The organism is Micromonospora sp. KC207, assembly GCF_004348615.1.
Taxonomy (GTDB): Bacteria; Actinomycetota; Actinomycetes; order Mycobacteriales; family Micromonosporaceae; genus Micromonospora.
The window spans coordinates 14,937-33,972 of record NZ_SMKJ01000036.1 but is presented as its reverse complement, the minus strand read 5'-3'; the positions used below and the strand labels follow the sequence as shown (position 1 = coordinate 33,972).

Sequence of the window (19,036 nt, the reverse complement as noted above, 5' to 3'; positions counted from 1 at the left end):
CCCCGGCCGTGGTCACGCCCCCCACCGACCCCGACGACGAGACGTACGGCTGGCGGGACGTCGAACCGCCCGTCCACCGGGAGCCCGAGCGGTCCCCGCAGCTCGCCGAGCCGTCGCCCCGGGGCCCGGAGTCGGAGCGGCCGGCACGGCGGGCGCCGGAGCCGGCGCCGTCCCCGGCCGGCCGCGAGATCACGCCACCCCGACAGCGGACGGTCGACCGGCGGGAGCGATCCGGCAAGCCGACCAGGCCCGCGAAGCCCGCCCGCCCGGCGCGGCCGGTGAAGCCGCCGAGAATCAAGTTCGGGGATCGCGACCCGTCGGTCGAGCTGGCCATCACCGAGATCGCCGGCCACCTCACCTTCACCCCCAACACCGTCACGGCGTGGTATTGGCTGCCCGAGGTGCGCTGGGCGTTCCGGCCGGACGCCGAGCGGGAGGCCCTGCTCGCCGCCATCTCGGAACAGTACGCCGGCCTCGCCGGCTTCCGGCTGCACCTGCGCCGCACCACCCGCCCCTTCCCGGCCGACGAGTGGGCCCGCACCATCGACGCGCACACCGCGTCCCCACTGCCGGACGTGCCAGGCACCGCCGGCTGGGGGGACCACCTGGTGGCCGCCCAGCGGCACCTGCTGTCGGTCAACCACGCCGAGGGGCAGACGTACCTCGGGGTCACCTTCGCCCGGCGCTCGCTCGGCGACTCGCTCACCGAGCGGCTGCTGCGCACCTTCGGCCGCGGCGTCGCCGAGAGCGAGCGCAGCAAGCTCGGCCGCACCGTCGAGCAGTTCGACGAGGTGCTGGGCGCGTTCGGCATGCGCGGTCGGAGGGTGACGGCCCAGGAGCTGGAGTGGCTGCTCTACCGGTCGGTGGCGCTCTGCATGGCCCCGCCCGGCACCCTCTCCCCGGTCACCAACGGTCGGTGGGAACGCGGCGACCTGCTCGCCCTCACCGAGCAGGTCGAGCGGTACCGCACCCCGTACGGGTCGACGGTCAAGCTGGTCAACCGGATGACCGGCGAGGAACGACACGTGGCCGTGCTCGCCGTCGGCCGGATGGAGCCGCTGGAGATCCCCGAGCGGCACGAGCCCTGGCTGCACTTCCACGAGCGGCTGCCCTGGCCGATGGAGATCTCCACCCGGGTCGACATCCTCGGCTCCGGCGACTCCTTCCGTAACCTCGAACACCGGCTGCGGATGATCCGCTCCCAGCAGCTCGACTACGCCGAGCATGGCATCGACGCCCCGCCCGAGCTGGAACGGCTGGCCAAGCGGGCACTGGTGATCGGCGACGAGATGACCACCGGCCTTCCGGTGGACTCGGCGCGGGCGCACGGATGGCACCGCATCGCCGTCGGCGGCCGGACCCGGGAGGAGTGCCTGGAGCGGGCCCGCCGGCTGATCCAGCTCTACTCCCGGGAACTGCGCGTGTCGCTGCAGCACCCGAAGAACCAGGACTGGCTGGCCCGCGAGTTCATCCCCGGCGAGCCGATCGCCAACACCGGCTACGTCCGGCGGATGCCGGTCAACCTGCTCGCCGCCGCGCTGCCGCAGGCCGCGTCCACCGTCGGCGACCGGCGGGGCGACCTGATCGGGCGTACCGCCGGCACCTGCCGCCGCCCGGTCTTCCTCGACCTGCACTTCCCGATGGAGGTGCGGGAACGTTCCGGGCTCGCGGTCTTCGTCGCCGAGCCCGGCGGCGGCAAGTCCACCCTGCTCGGCGCGCTGGGCTACCTGGCCGCCCGGCGCGGCGTGCAGGTGACCCTGCTGGACCCGTCCGGCCCCCTGGCCCGGCTGTGCAACATGCCGGAGCTGCGGCCGTACTCGCGAGTGCTCAACCTGACCGGCTCCGAGCAGGGGACGCTGGCACCGTATGCGCTCATCCCCACGCCGTTGCGCACCGAGTTCAGCTCCGGGGCGGCCGGCGACCGGGAGTTCGAGATCGCCGTCTCCAACGCCCGGGCCGAACGCCGCATGCTGGTGCAGGACATCTGCATGATGCTGGTGCCGCCGCAGGTGGCCCGGGAGGCGTCCACCGCCACCCTGTTCCGGCACGCGGTGCGCCAGGTGCCGGCCGAGGAGACGTCCACCCTCGACGACGTGGTCGCCTGCCTCGGCCAGCTCGACGACGACGCCGGCAAGGAACTGGCGAACCTGCTGCTGGACACGGCCGAGATGCCGTTGGCCATGCTCTTCTTCGGCCGCCCGCCGGCGGGTCTGCTCGGCGCCGACGCGGCGCTGACCGTCATCACCATGGCCGGTTTGCGGCTGCCCGACCTGAAGATCGAACGCGAGTACTGGTCAGCCGAGGAGGCGCTCGCGCTGCCCATGCTCCACACCGCCCACCGGCTCGCCGTGCGACGGTGCTACGGCGGGTCGATGTCCTCACGGAAGCTGGTCGGCCTGGACGAGGCGCACTTCATGGAGGGCTGGCGCTCCGGCCGGTCGTTCCTCGTCCGCCTCGCCCGCGACTCCCGCAAGTGGAACCTCGCCGCCCTGGTCGCCTCGCAGAACCCGCGCGACATCCTCGGCCTCGACGTGCAGAACCTCGTCTCCACCGTCTTCGTCGGCCGCATCGCCGAGGACACCGAGATCGCCTCCGAGGCGCTGCGGCTGCTCCGCGTCCCGGTCAACGACGGGTACGAGGCGACACTGGCCTCGCTGTCGACCGCAGACGCCACCTCCGCCGCCAGGCTCGGCTTCCGCGAGTTCGTGATGCGCGACGTCGACGGGCGGGTGCAGAAGGTCCGGGTGGACGTGTCGTACGTCGACGGGCTGCTGGACCACCTCGACACCACCCCCGCCGCGGTCGCCGCGACGGCGGGTCAACTGCCGACCGTCGCGGACCTGGAGGCATGACATGGCGAGGGTCCGAGCCCGGATAGCGGCGTTCCTGCTCGCGCTCGGCGTACTCGCCGGCGCCACGGTCTCCTGGCCGGTGCTTGGCAGCGAGGCGGCGTACGCCGCGCCACCGGCAGCCCAGGCCCGGGCGGACCTGTGCAGCACGAAGGAGTGGCAGGTCGACTTCCGCGCCTGCGTCGCCAAGCTGGGCGCGGTCAGCGAGGACCAGGTGGAGTGCCGCAACGCCCCGGTCCCCACGGCACCCGACTCCGGGCTCGCCGGCTGGTTCGCCGCCCGTCCCGACTCCGCCAAGCTGCCCGGCCCCAAGGGCCTCTACAGCGACTACGGCTACTCCGGATACAGCTTCCCGACGTACGACCTGCCCGGCGGTTGCGCCTCCGCGGTGATCCATCCGGACTACAAGTTCACCACCACCGTGGCCAACGGCGAGTTCATGATCGCCACGGCGATCATCGGTGCCTCGAACGCGCTGCGGGAGCGGGCCTGGGACCCACGGTCCATGTGGGCCTGGGCCGATCCGCTGGTCGAGCAGGCCACCACGGCCGTCTACCAGAAGGTGTTCAGCGTCTTCGGCATCATCACGCTCTGCGTGGTCGGCCTCTACCTGCTCTGGCGGTCCCGTCAGTCGGACATGAGCAACGCCATGACCACCGCGGGGTGGGCCCTGCTCGTGATGGTCGCGGTGACCGCCCTCGCCGCGTGGCCCGTGAAGTCCGCGAACATCGCCGACGGCACGCTCGTCACCACCCTGGGCGTGGTCCACGACGCCGTCGGTCCCGCAACGCGGGACATCCCACCTGATCAGTGCGCCCTGCCCAATCCGGATGCTTGCGTCGACAAGCGCCCTCCCGCCGTCCGGGCCAGTGACACCGCGACCGAGTCGATGCTCTACCGCAACTGGTTGCGCGGCGTGCTCGGGTCGGCCGACAGCGAGACCGCCAAGAAGTACGGGCCGGCGCTCTACGACGCCAAGTCGCTGTCCTGGGAGGAGACGGAGAAGCTCCGGGCCAACCCGGCGACGCGGGACGCGACCATCGACGCCAAGCAGCAGCAGTGGGCCCGGGTCGCCGAACAGATCAAGAACGAGGACCGGGAGGCGTACGAGTATCTCCAGGGCATCCGGGACATGGACCGGGTCGGCTCCGGCTTCATCGCCGTGCTCGCCGCGCTGCTTTTCGCGATGTTCGACCTCACCGCCTCGCTGCTGGTCCTGCTGGGCTTCCTCATCTTCCGCTGGGCGGTGATCGCGGCACCGATCCTGGGCACGGTGGGGCTGATGCGCCCGGCGAGCGCCGGTCTCCGGAGGCTGGCCAACGCGGTCGTCGCCGCCGTGTTCAACATCGCCATCTTCGGCACGGGCGCCGCCATCTACCTCTTCGCAGTGGACCTGATCATGAGCACGCCAACCCTGCCGGGTTGGCTCCAGGTGGTGCTGGTCTGGCTCTGCGGGGTGGTCGGTTGGCTGCTGCTGCGCCCGTACCGGCGGATCACCCAACTCGGCGGCAAGGACAGCAGCGAGGCGGTCAGCTCGGCCGGTTCGTGGCACCGACGGTTCTTCCGGGACATGCGCACCGCCGCGCGGCTCGACGTGGCCGAGCCTGGTGGCACGAACGAGCCGACGCTCACCCGACGGCGCGGAGCGGCGGTCGAGCAGACCACGCTCAGGCCGGAGGCCCGGCACGAGGACCCGAGTCACTCCGCCGCCGGCACCGCCACCTCCTCCGGCACCGAGCGGAAGCGGCCCGACGGACGGGAGCGCCCCGGCGAGGCCACCGTGCCTGAGCAGCGGAGCCCCGCGCGCTCCGCCGCACCTCGGCCGCGCCGGCGTCAGCCCTCGGCCTGGACGGAGCCGGACGTGCCGGCGGAGAACCCGTCCTTCGTCATCTACCGGCCGGGAACGACCGAGCCCACCCCGCCACGACCTGCCGCACCGCGGATCCGCACCGAAGCGCGGTGAGGGTGATGCGACGCGCGGTGGAGTTCCTCTTCACTCGGGTACTGCGGTCCCGGCTGGGCATCGCGCTGGTGATCGGGGTCCTGGTGTTCGGTGTGATCGGTGCGGCCCGGCTGGTGTCCGACGCGGGAGACCCCGTGACGGGGCTGAGCAACCGGCCCAGCCAACCGATCACCACCGTCGACCCGACCGCCGGTGACGACGGCGTACTCGGTGGCACCGCACCCCCGACGCCGGTGACCCTCCCGGGCGCCCCGACCCCCGAAGAGGTCGCGGACCGGTTCACCGCCGCCTGGCTCGGTGGGCGCGGCGACAGCGCGGACGAGTGGCACGACGCCCTGCGTCCGCTCTCCACGCCGGAACTCACCGAGAAGCTCTCGGGTGCCGATCCGGCGGGGGTTCCGGCGGAACGGACGACCGGCGAAGCAAGCCTCCGCCCCAGGACGGAGCGCTTCGTCGAGGTGCTGGTGCCGCTCGACACCGGGCGGCTGCGTCTGGAACTGGTGGCACCCGACGGGCAGTGGCTGGTCGATGCCGTGGACTGGGAGCGGACATGAGCGATCGCATGGGAGATGGCCGCAGTCCGCGGCGCAGGCTGCGGCTCGGCGCGCTGGCCGTCGCGCTGACCGCCACACTCGCGCTGCTCTGCTGCACCGGCGGGACGGCCGCGTTCTTCCTCACCGAGTTGAGCGGCGACAGTGGTGAACTCTCCCCGGAGGCCCAGTCCGCCTGCGGCCGGTCGCACCAGGTGAAGGTCTCTGGTCCCATGCCCCGCTTCGCCCAGTACGGCGAGAGCCAGATCCGCAACGCCGCCGTCATCATCAAGGTCGGCTCGGACATGAAGGTGCCACCCCGGGGCTGGGTCATCGCCGTCGCGACCGCTATGCAGGAGTCCGGGCTGCGGAACCTCCCCCACCTGGGCAGCCGCAACGACCACGACTCGGTGGGCCTGTTCCAGCAGCGCCCCAGCCAGGGTTGGGGATCCCCGGAGCAGTTGCAGGACCCCTCCTACTCGTCCCGGAAGTTCTACGAGAAGCTGGTGAAGGTCCCGAACTGGGAGCAGCTTTCCCTGACCCGGGCCGCCCAGCGGGTGCAGGTGAGCGCCTTCCCCGACGCCTACGCGAAGCACGAGGAACTGGCCAGCAAGATCGTGGACGCGCTCGCCGGCGGTGCCGCCCGCACCGTTCAGGTGGCGCAACGCAGCATCTGCAACGCCGCAGCCCGTGGCCAGATCGCGGCCTCGGGTTGGACCGCACCGATCCCCGGGGGCGTCGGCTCCGGCTTCCGTACGGCGAGCCGGCCCAGCCACAACGGGGTGGACATCGCCGCGCCGAAGCGCACCTTGATCCGCGTCGCGGCAACCGGTCGGGTGTTGGTCGCCCGCTGCGACCCGGCCAACAATGGCCGGCTGAGCTGCGATGTCGACGGCTACCCGGGCAAGGGCGGGTGTGGCTGGTTCGTCGATGTCCTGCATGCCGGCGGTTACGTCACCCGGTACTGTCACATGATCGTCAAGCCTCGGGTGGCCCCAGGTCAGCTGGTCAAGGCCGGCGAAGTGATCGGCGAGGTCGGCAGCAGCGGGAACTCGTCCGGGCCGCACCTGCACTTCGAGGTGCACGTCGACGGGGACCGGTCCAGTCGCGGTGCCGTCGACCCGGTGCCGTTCATGCGGGACCGGGGAGCGCCACTCAACGGCAAGGCATAGGGCCCCGGCACGCATGACCGGGCCACTTCCCGACCCCTTCGCCGACCAGCCTGACTGGGCACCCCTGCCGCCCAGGCCCATCGAGATCGTGCCCGCGACCGGTCGGGTCGAATTGCGGGGGCGGCGCGTCCTGGTCGGGCTACCCGGTCTCGGCTGGCGTGGCGATCTGCGCGCCGACGACAGAGTGGTGCAGAACAGCCGTACCTACGTACCGGTCATTCCGGAGCAGGAGTGGTACCGCGCGGAGTCCGAACAGGTGGAGGTCTTCGCCCCGCTTGTGCCGGTCGAGCGGGTGTGGGTGGAAACCCTGGGGAATCGGCCAAGTGCCCGCGTCATCGGAATCTCCAGCGTCAACCTGGTGTCCCTGGACGCGCCGGTCCACCGCGCCCCGACTCCCGTCTTCGAGGCCGACGCCGTCACCGGACGGCGGGTCGTGCACGTGGCTGATTCCGGTGAGCAGCGGGAACTTCGCGCGGTGACCGAAACCTACTCAGGCACCGACGGCGACATCTGCGTCCGGGTCACCCCGGAGTTGGAGTGGTACCGCTGGGCCTGGCGAGGCCAGCCACCCACCACCCTGGAGGTCCCGGTCCACCTACTCTGGATCGAATGAGGGGTTTCAGGTCACGGACATGCCACCGCATACCCTCCACTCACCACTAGCTTGGGTGACATCGAACAGCCAAGGCTGACGGTCGCTCTGTGAGACCCCGTCAATGTATGCGGAGATGGTCAGATCAACCTGAACTCTTGTGCTACCCCCCTGCTCCTGGAGGTCAAGCCTGCCCCAGCTCACCGAGAGCGTGGTGGAAAAGCGCCTCTCACGGGCAAGAAGGTCGTCGCGAAGCGTGTGGAGCTCCTTCAGCTCGGCGGACGCGCCCGCGCAGGTGAACTGGTCAGCTTTGATGTCGTTGCGGTCGACGAGGAAGGCGCGGAGATAGTTGTCGACCACCACGTCCGGGGCGCTGCGATCCGGTCTGGTGGCGCGGTCGTACAAAACGAAGGCAGTGATGCCGCCACCGACGAGAAGCAGGCCGAGCACTCCGGCCACCACGGTGACGATGGTCCGCAGCCGCCCCGGCGGTCGGGCCGGAGCCGGCGTCCCCGAGGGGGGCACCAACTGTTCCGGCGGGGTCCGCTGCGCCGGTACGCGGGAAACCTGGGAACCGGCGGGGGGCTGCACTGATTCCACCCCTTGAGGCTATCGGCTGGACGCCTCGTACCCAATGCCCAAGATGCAGCGGATCGTGACAGGACGACGCCCAGCGGTGAGAATCCGCCCTGGCCCGGACATCCCCGGCGCACCGCCGTGGCGCATCCCGGAGGACGGGCGGGACCTGGGATACCGTCACTGCTCGGGGAGGGGTTGCCAGCCTCGGGACGAGGGGGTGGACGCGGTGTTCGGTCCGAGGACACGTACCAACCGCGCCGCTGCCCTGCACCGTAGGGCGGAGGCGGCGGCCGCCGCGGCGGCCAGCATCCTGGACGAGATCCGGCCCGCGCCTGCCGACCAGCGCCGGCAGTACGAGCTGGCGGATCGGCTGCGTTCGGCGGCGGCCGTGCTGGCACCGGGCTGGGCGGGGGCGCCACTGAATACGGTCACCGGGGCGACGCCCTCCAACGAGGAGCCGCCGCCGTACGTCCGGGTCGGCACCGCAGCGCCACTGGACGACGCGCGCTTCCCCGCCCTCGTGCCTCTGCTCGGCACCGGGCACCTGACGATCGACAACGACGCCCGGGACCCCCGGGTGGCCGGGCTGCTCCGGGCCGTGCTGCTGCGCCTGCTCGCCGCGACGCCCGCCGGTTGCCTGCTGGTCCGCGCCATCGACGGCACGGACGGCATCGGCGGCACGGGCATCAGCGCCACCGGCGGCACAACCACCGAGGCAAGCGCAAGCACTGACACAGCCACCGGCACCGGCACCGGCACCGGCACCGGCACCGGCACCGGCACCGGCACCGGGCATCCTGCGACGCCGCGCGGCACGTTCGCAGCGTTCGCCGCGCTCGCGGACGCCGGCCTGCTGCCCCCGCCCGCCGCAGACGTCGCCGGGCTGCGGGCCGTGCTCACCGAGGCGGAGCAGTGGGTGTCGCCGTCCAGCGGCCGGCCGCGCCGGCACGACCGCACGCTTCTGCTGGTCGTGGCGGCCCTGCCGGAGTCGACCGCTGCGGCCGACCTGGATCGGATCGAGGCGCTGGCCGAGCGCGGACGGGCCGCCGGCCTGCACCTGATCGTCGCCGGCTGGCCACCGGCCGGCCCGTACGCGACCCGCACGCCCCTGCCGCAGGCCACCCCGCTGGCCATGCGCAACGCGTACGCGCTGCTGGGCGACCCGCCCGGCACTTCTCTGGCGGGGCCGGGCGCGGAGCCGCCCGGCGGGCTGAACTCGCCGGTCTTCGTCGACGACGACCCGCCGTCGGGCCTGGTCGACGCCGTCTGCCGACGGCTGACCGAGGAGATCGAGGCCGGCTCCCGGCTCAGTCTGGCCGACCTGTTGCCCGACCCGACCGAGCCATTGTGGGCGGCGGGCTCGACGGAGGGCATCTCCACCACCGTCGGGGACGCCGGCGGCCGGCCGGTGACCGTGGGGTTCACCGAACTGACCCCGCACTGGCTGGTCAGCGGCCGGTCCGGGCCGGATCGTGCCGCCTTCCTCAGCAACGTGCTGCTCGGCCTCTCCGCCCGGTACGGCCCGGACGAGTTGGTCCTGCACCTCGCCGACCTGGGCGACGGCGAGTCGTTCCAGGAGTTACTACAGACCGAGCGGGACCGGTCCTGGGTGCCCCAGGTGCGCTCGGCGGGGATGGCCGTCGACCGGGAGTACGTGCTGAATCTCCTCGACGAGCTGGCGGCGGAGGCCCGCCGGCGGGACGAGGCCGGCCAGCGTGTCGGCGGGCAGCGATTCGCCGCTCTGCGGGAGCACCAGGCCCTGCCCCGGATCGTCTGCGTGATCGACAATGTTCCACTCCTGTTGGCCGACCGGGACCGGCTGGCCGCCGACGCGGTCGCCCGGCTGGACGCGCTGGCCCGATCGGGCCGGGCGTACGGGGTGCATCTGGTCCTGGCCGGCGATGGCGACCTCGGGATCACCGGCGGGCCGACGACCCGTGACTCGATGCTCGGGCAGTTTCCGGTGCGGGTGGCGCTGGCCGGCGGCGGCCCGGTGTTGGAGCCGACCAACGACGCCGCAGCCGGGCTGCCGGTGGGCAGCGCGGTGGTGAACACCGCAGGCGGCCTCGGCGGTCCCCGGGGCGCCACCCGGGGGCACGAGCGGATGGTCCGTTTCCCCGACCCGCACGAGGCCCCGGAGACCATCGGGGAGTTGCGACGGCGGCTCTGGGCGGCCAGTCCGGAGCGGTCGGCTCCGCCGGTCGTCTTCGCCGGGTGGGCGCGCCCACTGCTGCGCAACGATCCGAGCTACCGGGCGGCCTTCGCGGGGCGGGCACGGGGACCGGTGGCCCTGCTCGGCCGGGCGGTGGACCTGTCGGGGTCGACGGTCACGGTGCCGCTCGGCCCGGCCGCCGGCCGCAACCTCGTCGTCCTAGGCCCGGGGACGGAGGCGGTCGCCCTGCTGGCCACGGCGACGCGGAGCGTCGCGGCGCACCACCCGCCGGGTACGGGACGGTTCGTGGTGGCGACGCTCGCCGCCGAGGCGGCGCCGGTGGCCGACGCCCTCGCGGCGGACCTCGCCGGCCAGCACCGGGTGGACCGCGTCGGACTGCCGGGCCTGCTCGCCGCCGTGGACGCCGACGAGCCCGGCTACCTGGTGGTCTTCGGGCTGGACGGGCCCGCTTCGCACGAGCGGCCGGCGAACGGGCCCGCCCCGCACGAGTTCCCGCCGGATCGGCTGCGTGCCCTGCTGCGGGACGGCCCGCCGGCCGGCCGGCACCTGCTGGGCTGGTGGCGCACGGTGCCGGCGTTCACGGCGGTGGCCCGGCCGGAGGACGATCTCGACAAGCTGGCCGCCGTGGTCACGGTGGACGTGCCGGCGGCCCAGCTGACGGCGCTGTTCGGGCACCCGGTGCAGTGGCGTCCCCGGCCGGGCCGGGCGATGCTCTGGGACGGTCCGGCCGAGCGGGGCGTCCTGCTGGTCCCGTTCGCCGGGCAGGGCACGGAACCAGGCATCGAACCGGGCACCGACATTTCGGTGGGACCCGGCACCACGACCGGGATCAGGGCCGCGGTGGGGACCGGGGCCGGGGGCGCAGCCGCGACCAGGGCCGGGGAGGGCGGATGAGCGGGGAGCAGACCAGCGTCGTCGCCGCGCCGGCTGTCGCCGGGCCGCTCCAACAGCGGGCCGGCGTCGACCCGGTGCCCGCCGCCGACGGCACGGCGACGTGGACGGAGTACGTCGCCGCCGCCCGGCAGCTCGACGGGGTGCGCCGCAGCGCCGCGACCGCCGCGACGGAGCAGGCCCGCGCGGTCCAGGCCGCCCGGGAGGAGCTGACCGGGGTACGCGAGCGGCTGGCGGCCCAGCGGTCCCGGCTGCGCGAGTTGGGGGTACCCACGATCGTGCTGGCGCCGTCGCCGCCGGAGCTGAGCGAGGCGGCCCGGGAGATGGTCTGCGGGCCCTCGGCGGTGCTGACGGCGCTGCGCGCGGCCCGGGGCTGGGCGGACGGGGCTGACGGCCTGCTGGCCGCGCGCGGCCGGCTCGCTCCAGCGGCCTGGCCGCCACGGCTGCGCAACCTGCTGGTGTACGGGCCGATCGCACTGGTCGTGCCGCTGCTCCAGGTGGTGCTGTACGTGACGACCGGCACCGGCCCGGCGAGCGTGTTCGCGCTGCTCTGCGGGCTCCCGATGCCGGCGGTTGCCTTCGTCGCCGGCTGGATCGGCGTCGGCCGGATCTTCGGCCGGCCACCGGAGCCGGCGCACGCAGCGGCCCCGAACCCTGCCGTGGGCGACCCGGACGTGGCGGCCGGCGGCGGCACCGGGGCGGTGCCTCCGGTCGGACCTGGCGGGATGCCGGCGTCCGGCGTCCGGCTCGATCGGACGGCCCGGTGGGGCGCTCTGGTCTGTCTCGTTCCGGCGGTGCTGACCACCGCCGGGATCGTGCTGGCGATGCTGGCCGGTTGAGCCGCCGCCCCGACCGCTAACCCGGGCGGGCAGGTGGATCTGGCGCGGGAATGTCACCGTTGGGGCGACCGAAACGGTCGCCCCAACGGTGCTGCCGGTCAGCGGGGGATGATCAGGGCCATTGCCTCGGCGCGGGACTTCGCGTCGTGCTGGAGCATGCCGCGCACCGCCGAGGTGATCGTCTTCGCCCCGGACTTCTGGATGCCGCGCATGGCCATGCACATGTGCTCGCATTCGAGCACGACCACCACGCCACGCGGGGCGAGCTTGTCCATCAGCAGGTCGGCGATCTGCGAGGTGAGCCGCTCCTGCACCTGGGGACGGCGGGCGAAGACCTCGACGAGCCGGGCCAGCTTGGACAGGCCGGTGATCCGGCCGTCCGGCCCGGGGATGTAGCCGATGTGCGCGCTGCCCCGAAACGGGAGCAGGTGGTGCTCGCAGAGGCTCATCAGGTCGATGTCCCGAACGAGCACCAACTCCTCGTGGTTGGCCTCGAAGGTGGTGCTGAGCACCTGCGCCGGGTCGACCCGCAGGCCGGCGAAGAGTTCGGCGTACGCGCGGGCGACCCGGGCCGGGGTCTTCACGAGTCCGTCGCGGTCGGGGTTCTCCCCGACGGCGATCAGGATCTCGCGTACGGCCTTCTCGATGCGGGCCAGGTCGACTGCCTCCTCGACCGGGCGACCGGTCAACTTGCCGTTGACCAGCCGCGCGGCGAGGTAGTCCAGATTATCGGTGTCGGGCTCGGTCGACGAGGCATCCCCGGGTGCCTCGGGACCGGCCGCTGGATCGGTGCTCAGTGCGTACCGTCCGAGTTGTTGCCGCCCGGCAGGCCGCCGCCGACGGATGCGCCGTCGGCCTGGGCCTGCGCCTTGAGCGCTTCCTTCTCGGTCGGCGTGAGGACCGGGGGCTCGGTGGAGGGTTGGCGCTTGCCGAAGCCGTTGTACGGGGCCATCGGCGGGCGCTTCACCACCCGGGCGCAGATCCGGGCCATGTCGGCGGTGGAGAGGGTCTCCTTCTCGATCAGCTCCAGGACGATGTTGTCCAGGACGTCCCGGTACTCCACCAGGATCTCCCAGGCCTCGTCGTGGGCCAGCTCGATCAGTGCCCGCATCTCGCTGTCGATCTCGGCGGCCACCGTGTCGGAGTAGTCCCGCTCGTGGCCCATGTTGCGGCCGAGGAACGGCTCGTCACCACTGGTGCCGTACTTGATCGCACCGAGCTTGGAACTCATGCCGTACTGGGTGATCATCGCGCGGGCCAACCCGGTGGCCTTCTCGATGTCGTTGCCGGCACCGGTGGTGGGCTCGTGGAAGACCAGTTCCTCGGCGGCCCGGCCGCCCAGCGCGTACGCCAGGGTGTCGACCATCTCGGCGCGGGTCTGGGTGTACTTGTCCTCCGTCGGCAGGACCAGGGTGTGGCCCAGCGAGCGGCCACGCGACAGGATCGTCACCTTGTGCACCGGTGCGGCGTGCGGCAGCGCCCAGGCGACCAGCGCATGCCCACCCTCGTGGTACGCGGTGATCTTCTTCTCCTGGTCGCTCATCACCCGGGTCCGACGCTGCGGGCCGGCGATCACCCGGTCGATCGACTCCTCCAGGGAGTCGTTGGTGATCGCCCGCTGGTCCTTGCGGGCGGTGAGCAGCGCGGCCTCGTTGATCACGTTGGCCAGGTCGGCACCGCTGAAGCCCGGGGTGCGCCGGGCCACCGAGTCGAGGTCGACGTCGGGGGTGAACGGCTTGCCCTTGGCGTGCACCCGCAGGATGGCCTTGCGGCCCTCCATGTCGGGGGCGTCCACCGGGATCTGCCGGTCGAAGCGGCCCGGGCGCAGCAGCGCCGGGTCGAGGATGTCGGGCCGGTTGGTGGCGGCGATCAGGATGACCCCGCCCTTGGTGTCGAAGCCGTCCATCTCGACGAGGAGCTGGTTGAGCGTCTGCTCGCGCTCGTCGTGGCCGCCGCCCATGCCGGCGCCGCGGTGGCGGCCGACGGCGTCGATCTCGTCGACGAAGACGATCGCCGGGGCGTTCGACTTGGCCTGCTCGAACAGGTCGCGGACCCGGCTCGCGCCGACACCCACGAACATCTCGACGAAGTCGGAGCCGGAGATGGAGTAGAACGGCACCCCGGCCTCGCCGGCGACGGCGCGGGCGAGCAGCGTCTTGCCGGTACCGGGCGGGCCGAAGAGCAGCACGCCCTTCGGGATCTTGGCACCCAGGGCCTGATACTTCGCCGGGTTCTGCAGGAAATCCTTGATCTCGTGCAGCTCCTCGACGGCCTCCTCGGCGCCCGCGACGTCCGCGAAGGTCGTCTTCGGGGTGTCCTTGGTGATCATCTTCGCCTTGGACTTGCCGAAGTTGAGCACCCGGGAGCCGCCGCCCTGCATCTGCGACATGAAGAACAGCAGCAGGAGCACGAGCAGCGCGATGGGGAGCAGGTTGACCAGCAGGCTCACCCAGACGCTGTCGGACGACACCTTGGTGTCGGCCGGGCCGGTGATCCGGTTCGCCGCCTTGGCCGCGAGGACCTCGTTCCAGACCTCATCACCGACCTCGTACGGGAACTGGGCCTCGATCCGATCGGTCGTGGTGTCGCCGAACTTGGTCTTGCTCTGCAGATCCAGCTGGAGCGTCTGCTCCTTGTCCTGGAAGACCGCCTTCTTGATCTTGGCGGTGTGCAGTTGGTCGAGCGCAACGGAAGTGTCCACGCGGTGGTAGCTGGGACCAGCGGTGAACAGCTGACTGAGCACAACGGCGCCGAGGATGACCAGGATGATCCAGACCACCGGTCGGCGGAAGAAACGCGTACGTTCCATACTGTTGTCGAGCGCCGAGACGCCCGCATCCTCCTGATCGACGTCCTGACCGTCTGAATGGCTTGTCGCCGCCGCGGCGGCGGCCGGAGCCGCCGTGCGGGCCGGCCTCGACCCCGGGACGCGTCACTGCCGCGTCACGGTCACTCGACGGTACACCGTGTGCGCGACATGTGGCCTTGCGAGGCCAGCAGTTACGCGCAAGGCGAACCAGGTTTCCGCCGGCATGGCGCGAGCCCCGCACCCGGCCACCCGACCGCCCGGTCACGCGGGTCGAGGGGTCGGGCGTGGAGGATGCCTCCACGCCACCGGCCCCTACCGTAGTCCGACTAGCTGAGAGTGCGCTGAACGTCCGCTTGACGGACACCGATGGAGCACCGGACCCGGGAGGCAAGGCCATGGGCACGGCCTCCCGGCCCGTCAGGCGCGGGCGTAGACCTCGGGCTTGAGCACGCCGACGTAGGGCAGCTCGCGGTAGCGCTCGCCGAAGTCGAGGCCGTAGCCGACGACGAACTCGGTCGGGATGTCGAAACCGACATACTTCACCGGCACCGGGACCTTGACCGCCTCCGGCTTGCGGAACAGGGCGACGACCTCGACGCTGGCCGCCGACCGCGACTCCAGGTAGCGCAGCAGCCAGGACAGCGTGAGGCCGGAGTCGACGATGTCCTCCACCACGACCACGTGCCGGCCGGCGATGTCCCGGTCCAGGTCCTTGAGTATCCGCACCACGCCGGAGGAGGTGGTGCCCTGGCCGTACGAGGAGATGGCCATGAAGTCCAGCTCGGCGGGGGGACCCTGCCGGCCGAGCGCCCGGGCGAAGTCGGCCATGAACATGACGGCGCCCTTGAGCACGCACACGAGCAGCAGGCCGTCGTCGACGTGGGCGTAGTCCGCCGACACCTGCTTGGCCAACTCCGCGGTCTTCTCGCGGATCTGCGCCTCGGAGATGATCACGTGGTCGATGTCGGCGTCGTACCAGGAGCCGTCAGCCATGGCTCCTAGCCTGCCGTACGCGGGATGCTCCCCGTCGGCGGGGCCGCCCCTTTCGGCGCGGCCCCACCCGGAATCTCTCTCGCACACTGGGATCAATCGGGTCAGCTGGTGCGGGATCTCCACCTGCGGCCGTCTTCGGTGGGCTTCCAGTCCGCCGAGTCCCGGGTGTCGGCGGTGACGCCGACCGCCGAGGCGGCGGCCAGAGCGAGCAGGAAGATCAGGAACAACAGGGATTCCATGGCGGCGCTCGCTTTCGCGGGGATATGGGATGCTTTCGCCGCCGGTGCGCACCGGACTTGCCCCAAGTCTGCGCCGACCACCGCCCGCCGGACAGTGGCAGGAACGCCACAGGGCCTCGATTTTCTGCCACCCGTGCGGTTACCCTCGTCACATGCTCCGTTCAGTCGCCGTCGTCATGACCGACCGGGTGGCCCCGTTCGAGCTGGGCGTGTTCGCCGAGGTGTTCGGCACCGACCGCACCGACGACGGGTTCCCCGGCTACCGGTTCCACGTCTGCACGGCCGACGGCGCGCCGGTGCGCACCGCCTCCGGCTTCCTCCTCACCCCGCACACCGACCTCGCGCCGGTCGAGGACGCCGACCTCGTGGCTGTCCCCGGGCACAGCGACGGCGCGGTCGTGCCGCCCGCGGTGCTGGCGGCTCTGCGCCGGGCCCACGCGCGCGGCGCATACGTGCTCAGCGTCTGTTCCGGGGCGTTCGTGCTCGGCGAGGCCGGGCTGCTCGACGACCGGGAGTGCACCACCCACTGGCGGTACGTCGACGAGTTGCAGCGCCGTCACCCCCGGGCCCGCGTCCGCTGCAACTCGCTCTACGTGGCCGACGGCCGCCTGCTCACCGGCGCCGGCACGGCCGCCGGCATCGACGCCTGCCTGCACCTGGTACGCCAGGAGCACGGCTCGGCCACCGCCACCCGGCTCGCCCGCCGCATGGTCGTTCCGCCTCACCGCGACGGCGGACAGTCGCAGTACATCGAGGCACCCATCCCGAAGGCGCCCGAGGCACCCACCCTGGAACCGGTCCTGGAGTGGCTGATGGGCCACCTGGACCGGCCCATCACCGTCGACGAGCTCGCCGTCCGGGCCGGGATGACGCCGCGCACCTTCGCCCGCCGGTTCCGCGCCGAGACCGGCACCACCCCGCACGACTGGCTGACCAACCAGCGGGTGCTGCTGGCCCGGCGGCTGTTGGAGGAAACCGGGCTGAGCGTGGAGAGCGTGGCCGCCCGGTCAGGATTCGGCGACGCCGCAGCGCTGCGGCACCACTTCGCCCGGCGGCTCGCCACCACCCCGCACGCCTACCGCACCACTTTCCGCGACCGCGCCACCATTCCCTGATCCACTCGGTGCCGGCGGCCTGGGGGCCTCCGGACCCCGGCGACCCGGCATCCGCCGACCTGGCGTCGATCACGGCTCACGAGGTATGGCGGACCCGCCCGAAGCGGTCAGCCGGCCGGCGCGGCGGACCACCCGCAGGCCGCCGGGCAGGTGGACCTCGCCCTGGCCGTGCCAGTCGGTGACCAGGGTGTCGAGCGCCGCCACGTGACGATGGGACAGTGCGGCGGGCGGCGCGCCTAGCTCCCGGGCCCAGGCGTGCAGCACCCGCGTCCGCACGGCCGGGGCGAGCCCGGCCAGCGCCGTCACCGCCAGCCCGCCGTCCGGGGCCCGCACGCCGGCCAGCGCCGACCCACCCGCGCCGGCGGGGGCCGACACCGGGACGCCCCCGCTCGGCGCGTCACCAGGCTCCGCCGCCGGAGCGGACCGGGCGTCGGACAGGGCGGCGGCGGAGAGGGCGTCGAGGGCGGCCGTGTCGGCGGCCACCAGGCGGGCGGTCCGCGCCAGGTTGTCCACCACCCCGGGGCCGAGGGCGCGGACCAGCGCGGGCAGCGCGTCAGCCCGGACCCGGGCCCGGGCGTACGACGCGTCGGCGTTGTGCGGGTCCTCCCACGGCGTGAGGCCGAGCGCGGCGCACGCCTTGCGGGTCTCCTCGCGGCTCACGTCGAGCAGGGGCCGCAGCAGCGGCACCCCGCACAGGTCCCGCCGGGGCGGCATCCCGGCCAGCCCGCGTGGGCCGGCACCCCGGGCCAGCGCGAGCAGCACCGTCTCGGCCTGGTCGTCGCGGGTGTGCCCGGTGAGCAGCGCCGCCGCACCGTGCCGCCGGGCCGCCTCGGCCAGCGCCTGGTAGCGCGCCTCGCGGGCCGCCGCCTCGGGTCCGCCGGGGCGGCCGGACACGTCGACGCGTACCGTCTCGGCCGGCGCGAACCCGGCCCCGGCGGCCCAGGCGGCGACGTCGGCGGCCCGTCGGTCGGAGCCGGCCTGAAGGGCGTGGTCGACGGTGACGAGGCCGACCGGGCGCCCCAGCCGGGGCGCGACGAACACGGCGGCGGCGGCCAGGGCCAGCGAGTCAGCCCCGCCCGAGCAGGCGACCAGCACCGGCCCGGCCCCGGCCAGCCCGGCCAGCGCGCGGCGGACCGCGAGCCGGACGGCGGCGACCGGCGGGGCGAGCGCGGGCATCGGCGTACGGTCAGCCGGCCGTCGGGGTGGTGGCGGCCGGCCCGTGCACCCGGGCGACCCAGGCGTCGGGGTCGCCCAGCTCGTCGAGCCGGGGCAGGGTCAGCGGGGAGCCGAAGATCTTGTTGAAGCCGTCCATGCCAACGCGCTCGACGACGCCGTGGACGAACTTGCGGCCCTCGGCGTACTGGCGCATCTTGACCTCGACGCCGAGCAGCCGGCGGGTCACCTTCTCCAGCGGGTTCCCCGTCTCCCGACGCCGGTTGAACGCGGCGCGGATCGATTCGACGCTGGGGATGACCTGGGGGCCGACGCCGTCCATGACGAACTCGGCGTGCCCCTCCAGCAGGGTCATCAGCGCAGTGAGCCGGTCGAGCACGGCCCGCTGGGCGGGGGTCTGCACGATGTCCAGCACGCTGGCCCGGCTCTCCGGGTCCTTCACCGCGTCGGCGAGGGTGGCCACCCCACGGCGCAGCCGCTCCAGCAGGTGCTCGCCGCCCTGCGAGGCGTCGACGAACGCCTGCACCTCGCCGAGGAAGTACGCCCGCATCCACGGCACGGCCGTGAACTGGGTACGGTGGGTGACCTCGTGCAGGCAGACCCAGAGCCGGAAGTCGCGCGGGTCGGCGCCCAGCTTCCGCTCCACCTCGACGATGTTCGGCGCGACGAGCAGCAGCTGGCCGGGGTCGCCGGAGAAGACCTCGTACTGGCCGAGGACCCGGCCGGAGAGGTACGCCAGCACGGTCCCCGCCTGCACCCCGGTTAGCCGGGAGCCGACCGCCTCCGTGATCGGGCCCGGCCGTTTGTCGCCGGAGAGCCGGCTGATCAGCGGGGTGATCACCTCCCGCAGCCCGGAGATGTTGATGGCCGCCCAGTCCCGCCGGTCCACCACCCGCACGGGCGGGTGGACGACCTGGGACCGCAGCCCCGTGTAGTCGGCCACGTGCCCGGCCGCCTCGTCCGTCAGCCGCCGCAACTCGGAGACCACCTCGGTGGCCTCGGCGTACGACACCCGGGGCCCCGACTTGCCCAACGCCCCCGCCGTCGCGGCGGCCAGATCCCAGTCCACGAACTGCGCCATGGACCCACCGTACCCGCGCCGGAACACCCTACCTTTCA

Annotated in this window: 14 protein-coding genes and 1 pseudogene; 8 read left to right on the top strand and 7 right to left on the bottom strand. The window is 72.9% G+C overall.

Translation table 11 applies throughout. The features are described 5' to 3' along the window. From E1258_RS07255 to E1258_RS07235, 5 genes are all read left to right on the top strand, one after another. A partial coding sequence (locus tag E1258_RS07255) for an ATP-binding protein (RefSeq protein ID WP_243715252.1) occupies nucleotides 1-2,852 on the top strand: 2,852 nt, incomplete at its 5' end. Nucleotide 2,853: 1 nt separating this feature from the next. Beyond that, complete coding sequence (locus E1258_RS07250; RefSeq protein WP_132398004.1) at nucleotides 2,854-4,812, top strand: MFS transporter; 1,959 nt, start codon at nucleotides 2,854-2,856, stop codon at nucleotides 4,810-4,812. Further along, entirely contained in the window at nucleotides 4,809-5,366 is a 558-nt protein-coding gene (locus E1258_RS07245) for a hypothetical protein (RefSeq protein ID WP_132398002.1), read from the top strand. The genes E1258_RS07250 and E1258_RS07245 overlap by 4 nt, the downstream gene beginning before the upstream one ends. 8 nt (nucleotides 5,367-5,374) lie before the next feature. Then, nucleotides 5,375-6,514, top strand: coding sequence for a M23 family metallopeptidase (locus tag E1258_RS07240; protein ID WP_036373270.1), 1,140 nt, complete (start codon nucleotides 5,375-5,377; stop codon nucleotides 6,512-6,514). Between the two features lie 13 nt (nucleotides 6,515-6,527). Further along, nucleotides 6,528-7,127, top strand: a complete 600-nt coding sequence (locus E1258_RS07235; protein WP_132398000.1) for a hypothetical protein — start codon at nucleotides 6,528-6,530, stop codon at nucleotides 7,125-7,127. A gap of 6 nt (nucleotides 7,128-7,133) precedes the next feature. Here the strand turns inward: E1258_RS07235 and E1258_RS07230 are convergent, their stop codons facing one another. Further along, nucleotides 7,134-7,697 (bottom strand): hypothetical protein, encoded by a 564-nt coding sequence (locus E1258_RS07230; protein ID WP_132398010.1) that lies wholly within the window; start codon nucleotides 7,695-7,697, stop codon nucleotides 7,134-7,136. Between the two features lie 205 nt (nucleotides 7,698-7,902). Between E1258_RS07230 and E1258_RS07225 the strand changes: the two are divergent. Beyond that, a pseudogene (locus E1258_RS07225) lies at nucleotides 7,903-10,614 on the top strand (hypothetical protein); the annotation flags it as partial. A 134-nt stretch (nucleotides 10,615-10,748) separates the two neighbouring features. Beyond that, nucleotides 10,749-11,588 (top strand): hypothetical protein, encoded by an 840-nt coding sequence (locus tag E1258_RS34485; protein WP_243715250.1) that lies wholly within the window; start codon nucleotides 10,749-10,751, stop codon nucleotides 11,586-11,588. A gap of 98 nt (nucleotides 11,589-11,686) precedes the next feature. Here E1258_RS34485 and folE read toward each other — a convergent pair whose 3' ends face one another. The 4 genes from folE to E1258_RS33130 form a co-directional block, all read right to left on the bottom strand. Next, on the bottom strand, nucleotides 11,687-12,385 hold the full coding sequence (folE, locus tag E1258_RS07215) for a GTP cyclohydrolase I FolE (RefSeq protein ID WP_207919454.1): 699 nt from the start codon (nucleotides 12,383-12,385) through the stop codon (nucleotides 11,687-11,689). After that, nucleotides 12,382-14,397 carry an ATP-dependent zinc metalloprotease FtsH gene (gene ftsH / locus E1258_RS07210; RefSeq protein ID WP_007073380.1) on the bottom strand — a complete coding sequence of 672 codons (2,016 nt, stop codon included), beginning with the start codon at nucleotides 14,395-14,397 and terminating at the stop codon, nucleotides 12,382-12,384. The genes folE and ftsH overlap by 4 nt, the downstream gene beginning before the upstream one ends. A 417-nt stretch (nucleotides 14,398-14,814) precedes the next feature. Then, a complete protein-coding gene (gene hpt, locus E1258_RS07205) occupies nucleotides 14,815-15,390 on the bottom strand; it encodes a hypoxanthine phosphoribosyltransferase (protein ID WP_132397996.1) in 576 nt (191 codons plus the stop codon). A 101-nt stretch (nucleotides 15,391-15,491) separates the two neighbouring features. Then, entirely contained in the window at nucleotides 15,492-15,629 is a 138-nt protein-coding gene (locus E1258_RS33130) for a hypothetical protein (protein ID WP_165949673.1), read from the bottom strand. Nucleotides 15,630-15,781: 152 nt separating this feature from the next. Here E1258_RS33130 and E1258_RS07200 point away from each other — a divergent pair, with 152 nt between their 5' ends. Continuing rightward, nucleotides 15,782-16,744, top strand: coding sequence for a GlxA family transcriptional regulator (locus tag E1258_RS07200; protein WP_132397994.1), 963 nt, complete (start codon nucleotides 15,782-15,784; stop codon nucleotides 16,742-16,744). A gap of 69 nt (nucleotides 16,745-16,813) precedes the next feature. Here the strand turns inward: E1258_RS07200 and tilS are convergent, their stop codons facing one another. Together tilS and E1258_RS07190 are read right to left on the bottom strand one after the other, a co-directional pair. Then, nucleotides 16,814-17,920 (bottom strand): tRNA lysidine(34) synthetase TilS, encoded by a 1,107-nt coding sequence (gene tilS, locus E1258_RS07195; protein WP_132397992.1) that lies wholly within the window; start codon nucleotides 17,918-17,920, stop codon nucleotides 16,814-16,816. A gap of 10 nt (nucleotides 17,921-17,930) precedes the next feature. After that, the gene (locus tag E1258_RS07190; protein ID WP_132397990.1) at nucleotides 17,931-18,998 is read right to left on the bottom strand and encodes a zinc-dependent metalloprotease; all 1,068 of its coding nucleotides are present in this window, start codon (nucleotides 18,996-18,998) and stop codon (nucleotides 17,931-17,933) included. Between the last annotated feature and the right edge of the window lie 38 nt (nucleotides 18,999-19,036).

Excerpts from the sequence above, each read along its gene's own strand:
- E1258_RS07250 (WP_132398004.1), top strand. The coding sequence starts at position 2,854 with ATGGCGAGGGTCCGAGCCCGGATAGCGGCGTTCCTGCTCGCGCTCGGC.
- E1258_RS07240 (WP_036373270.1), top strand. The coding sequence starts at position 5,375 with ATGGGAGATGGCCGCAGTCCGCGGCGCAGGCTGCGGCTCGGCGCGCTG.
- E1258_RS07235 (WP_132398000.1), top strand. The coding sequence starts at position 6,528 with ATGACCGGGCCACTTCCCGACCCCTTCGCCGACCAGCCTGACTGGGCA.
- E1258_RS34485 (WP_243715250.1), top strand. The coding sequence starts at position 10,749 with ATGAGCGGGGAGCAGACCAGCGTCGTCGCCGCGCCGGCTGTCGCCGGG.
- ftsH (WP_007073380.1), bottom strand. The coding sequence starts at position 14,397 with ATGGAACGTACGCGTTTCTTCCGCCGACCGGTGGTCTGGATCATCCTG.
- hpt (WP_132397996.1), bottom strand. The coding sequence starts at position 15,390 with ATGGCTGACGGCTCCTGGTACGACGCCGACATCGACCACGTGATCATC.
- E1258_RS33130 (WP_165949673.1), bottom strand. The coding sequence starts at position 15,629 with ATGGAATCCCTGTTGTTCCTGATCTTCCTGCTCGCTCTGGCCGCCGCC.
- E1258_RS07200 (WP_132397994.1), top strand. The coding sequence starts at position 15,782 with ATGCTCCGTTCAGTCGCCGTCGTCATGACCGACCGGGTGGCCCCGTTC.
- tilS (WP_132397992.1), bottom strand. The coding sequence starts at position 17,920 with ATGCCCGCGCTCGCCCCGCCGGTCGCCGCCGTCCGGCTCGCGGTCCGC.
- E1258_RS07190 (WP_132397990.1), bottom strand. The coding sequence starts at position 18,998 with ATGGCGCAGTTCGTGGACTGGGATCTGGCCGCCGCGACGGCGGGGGCG.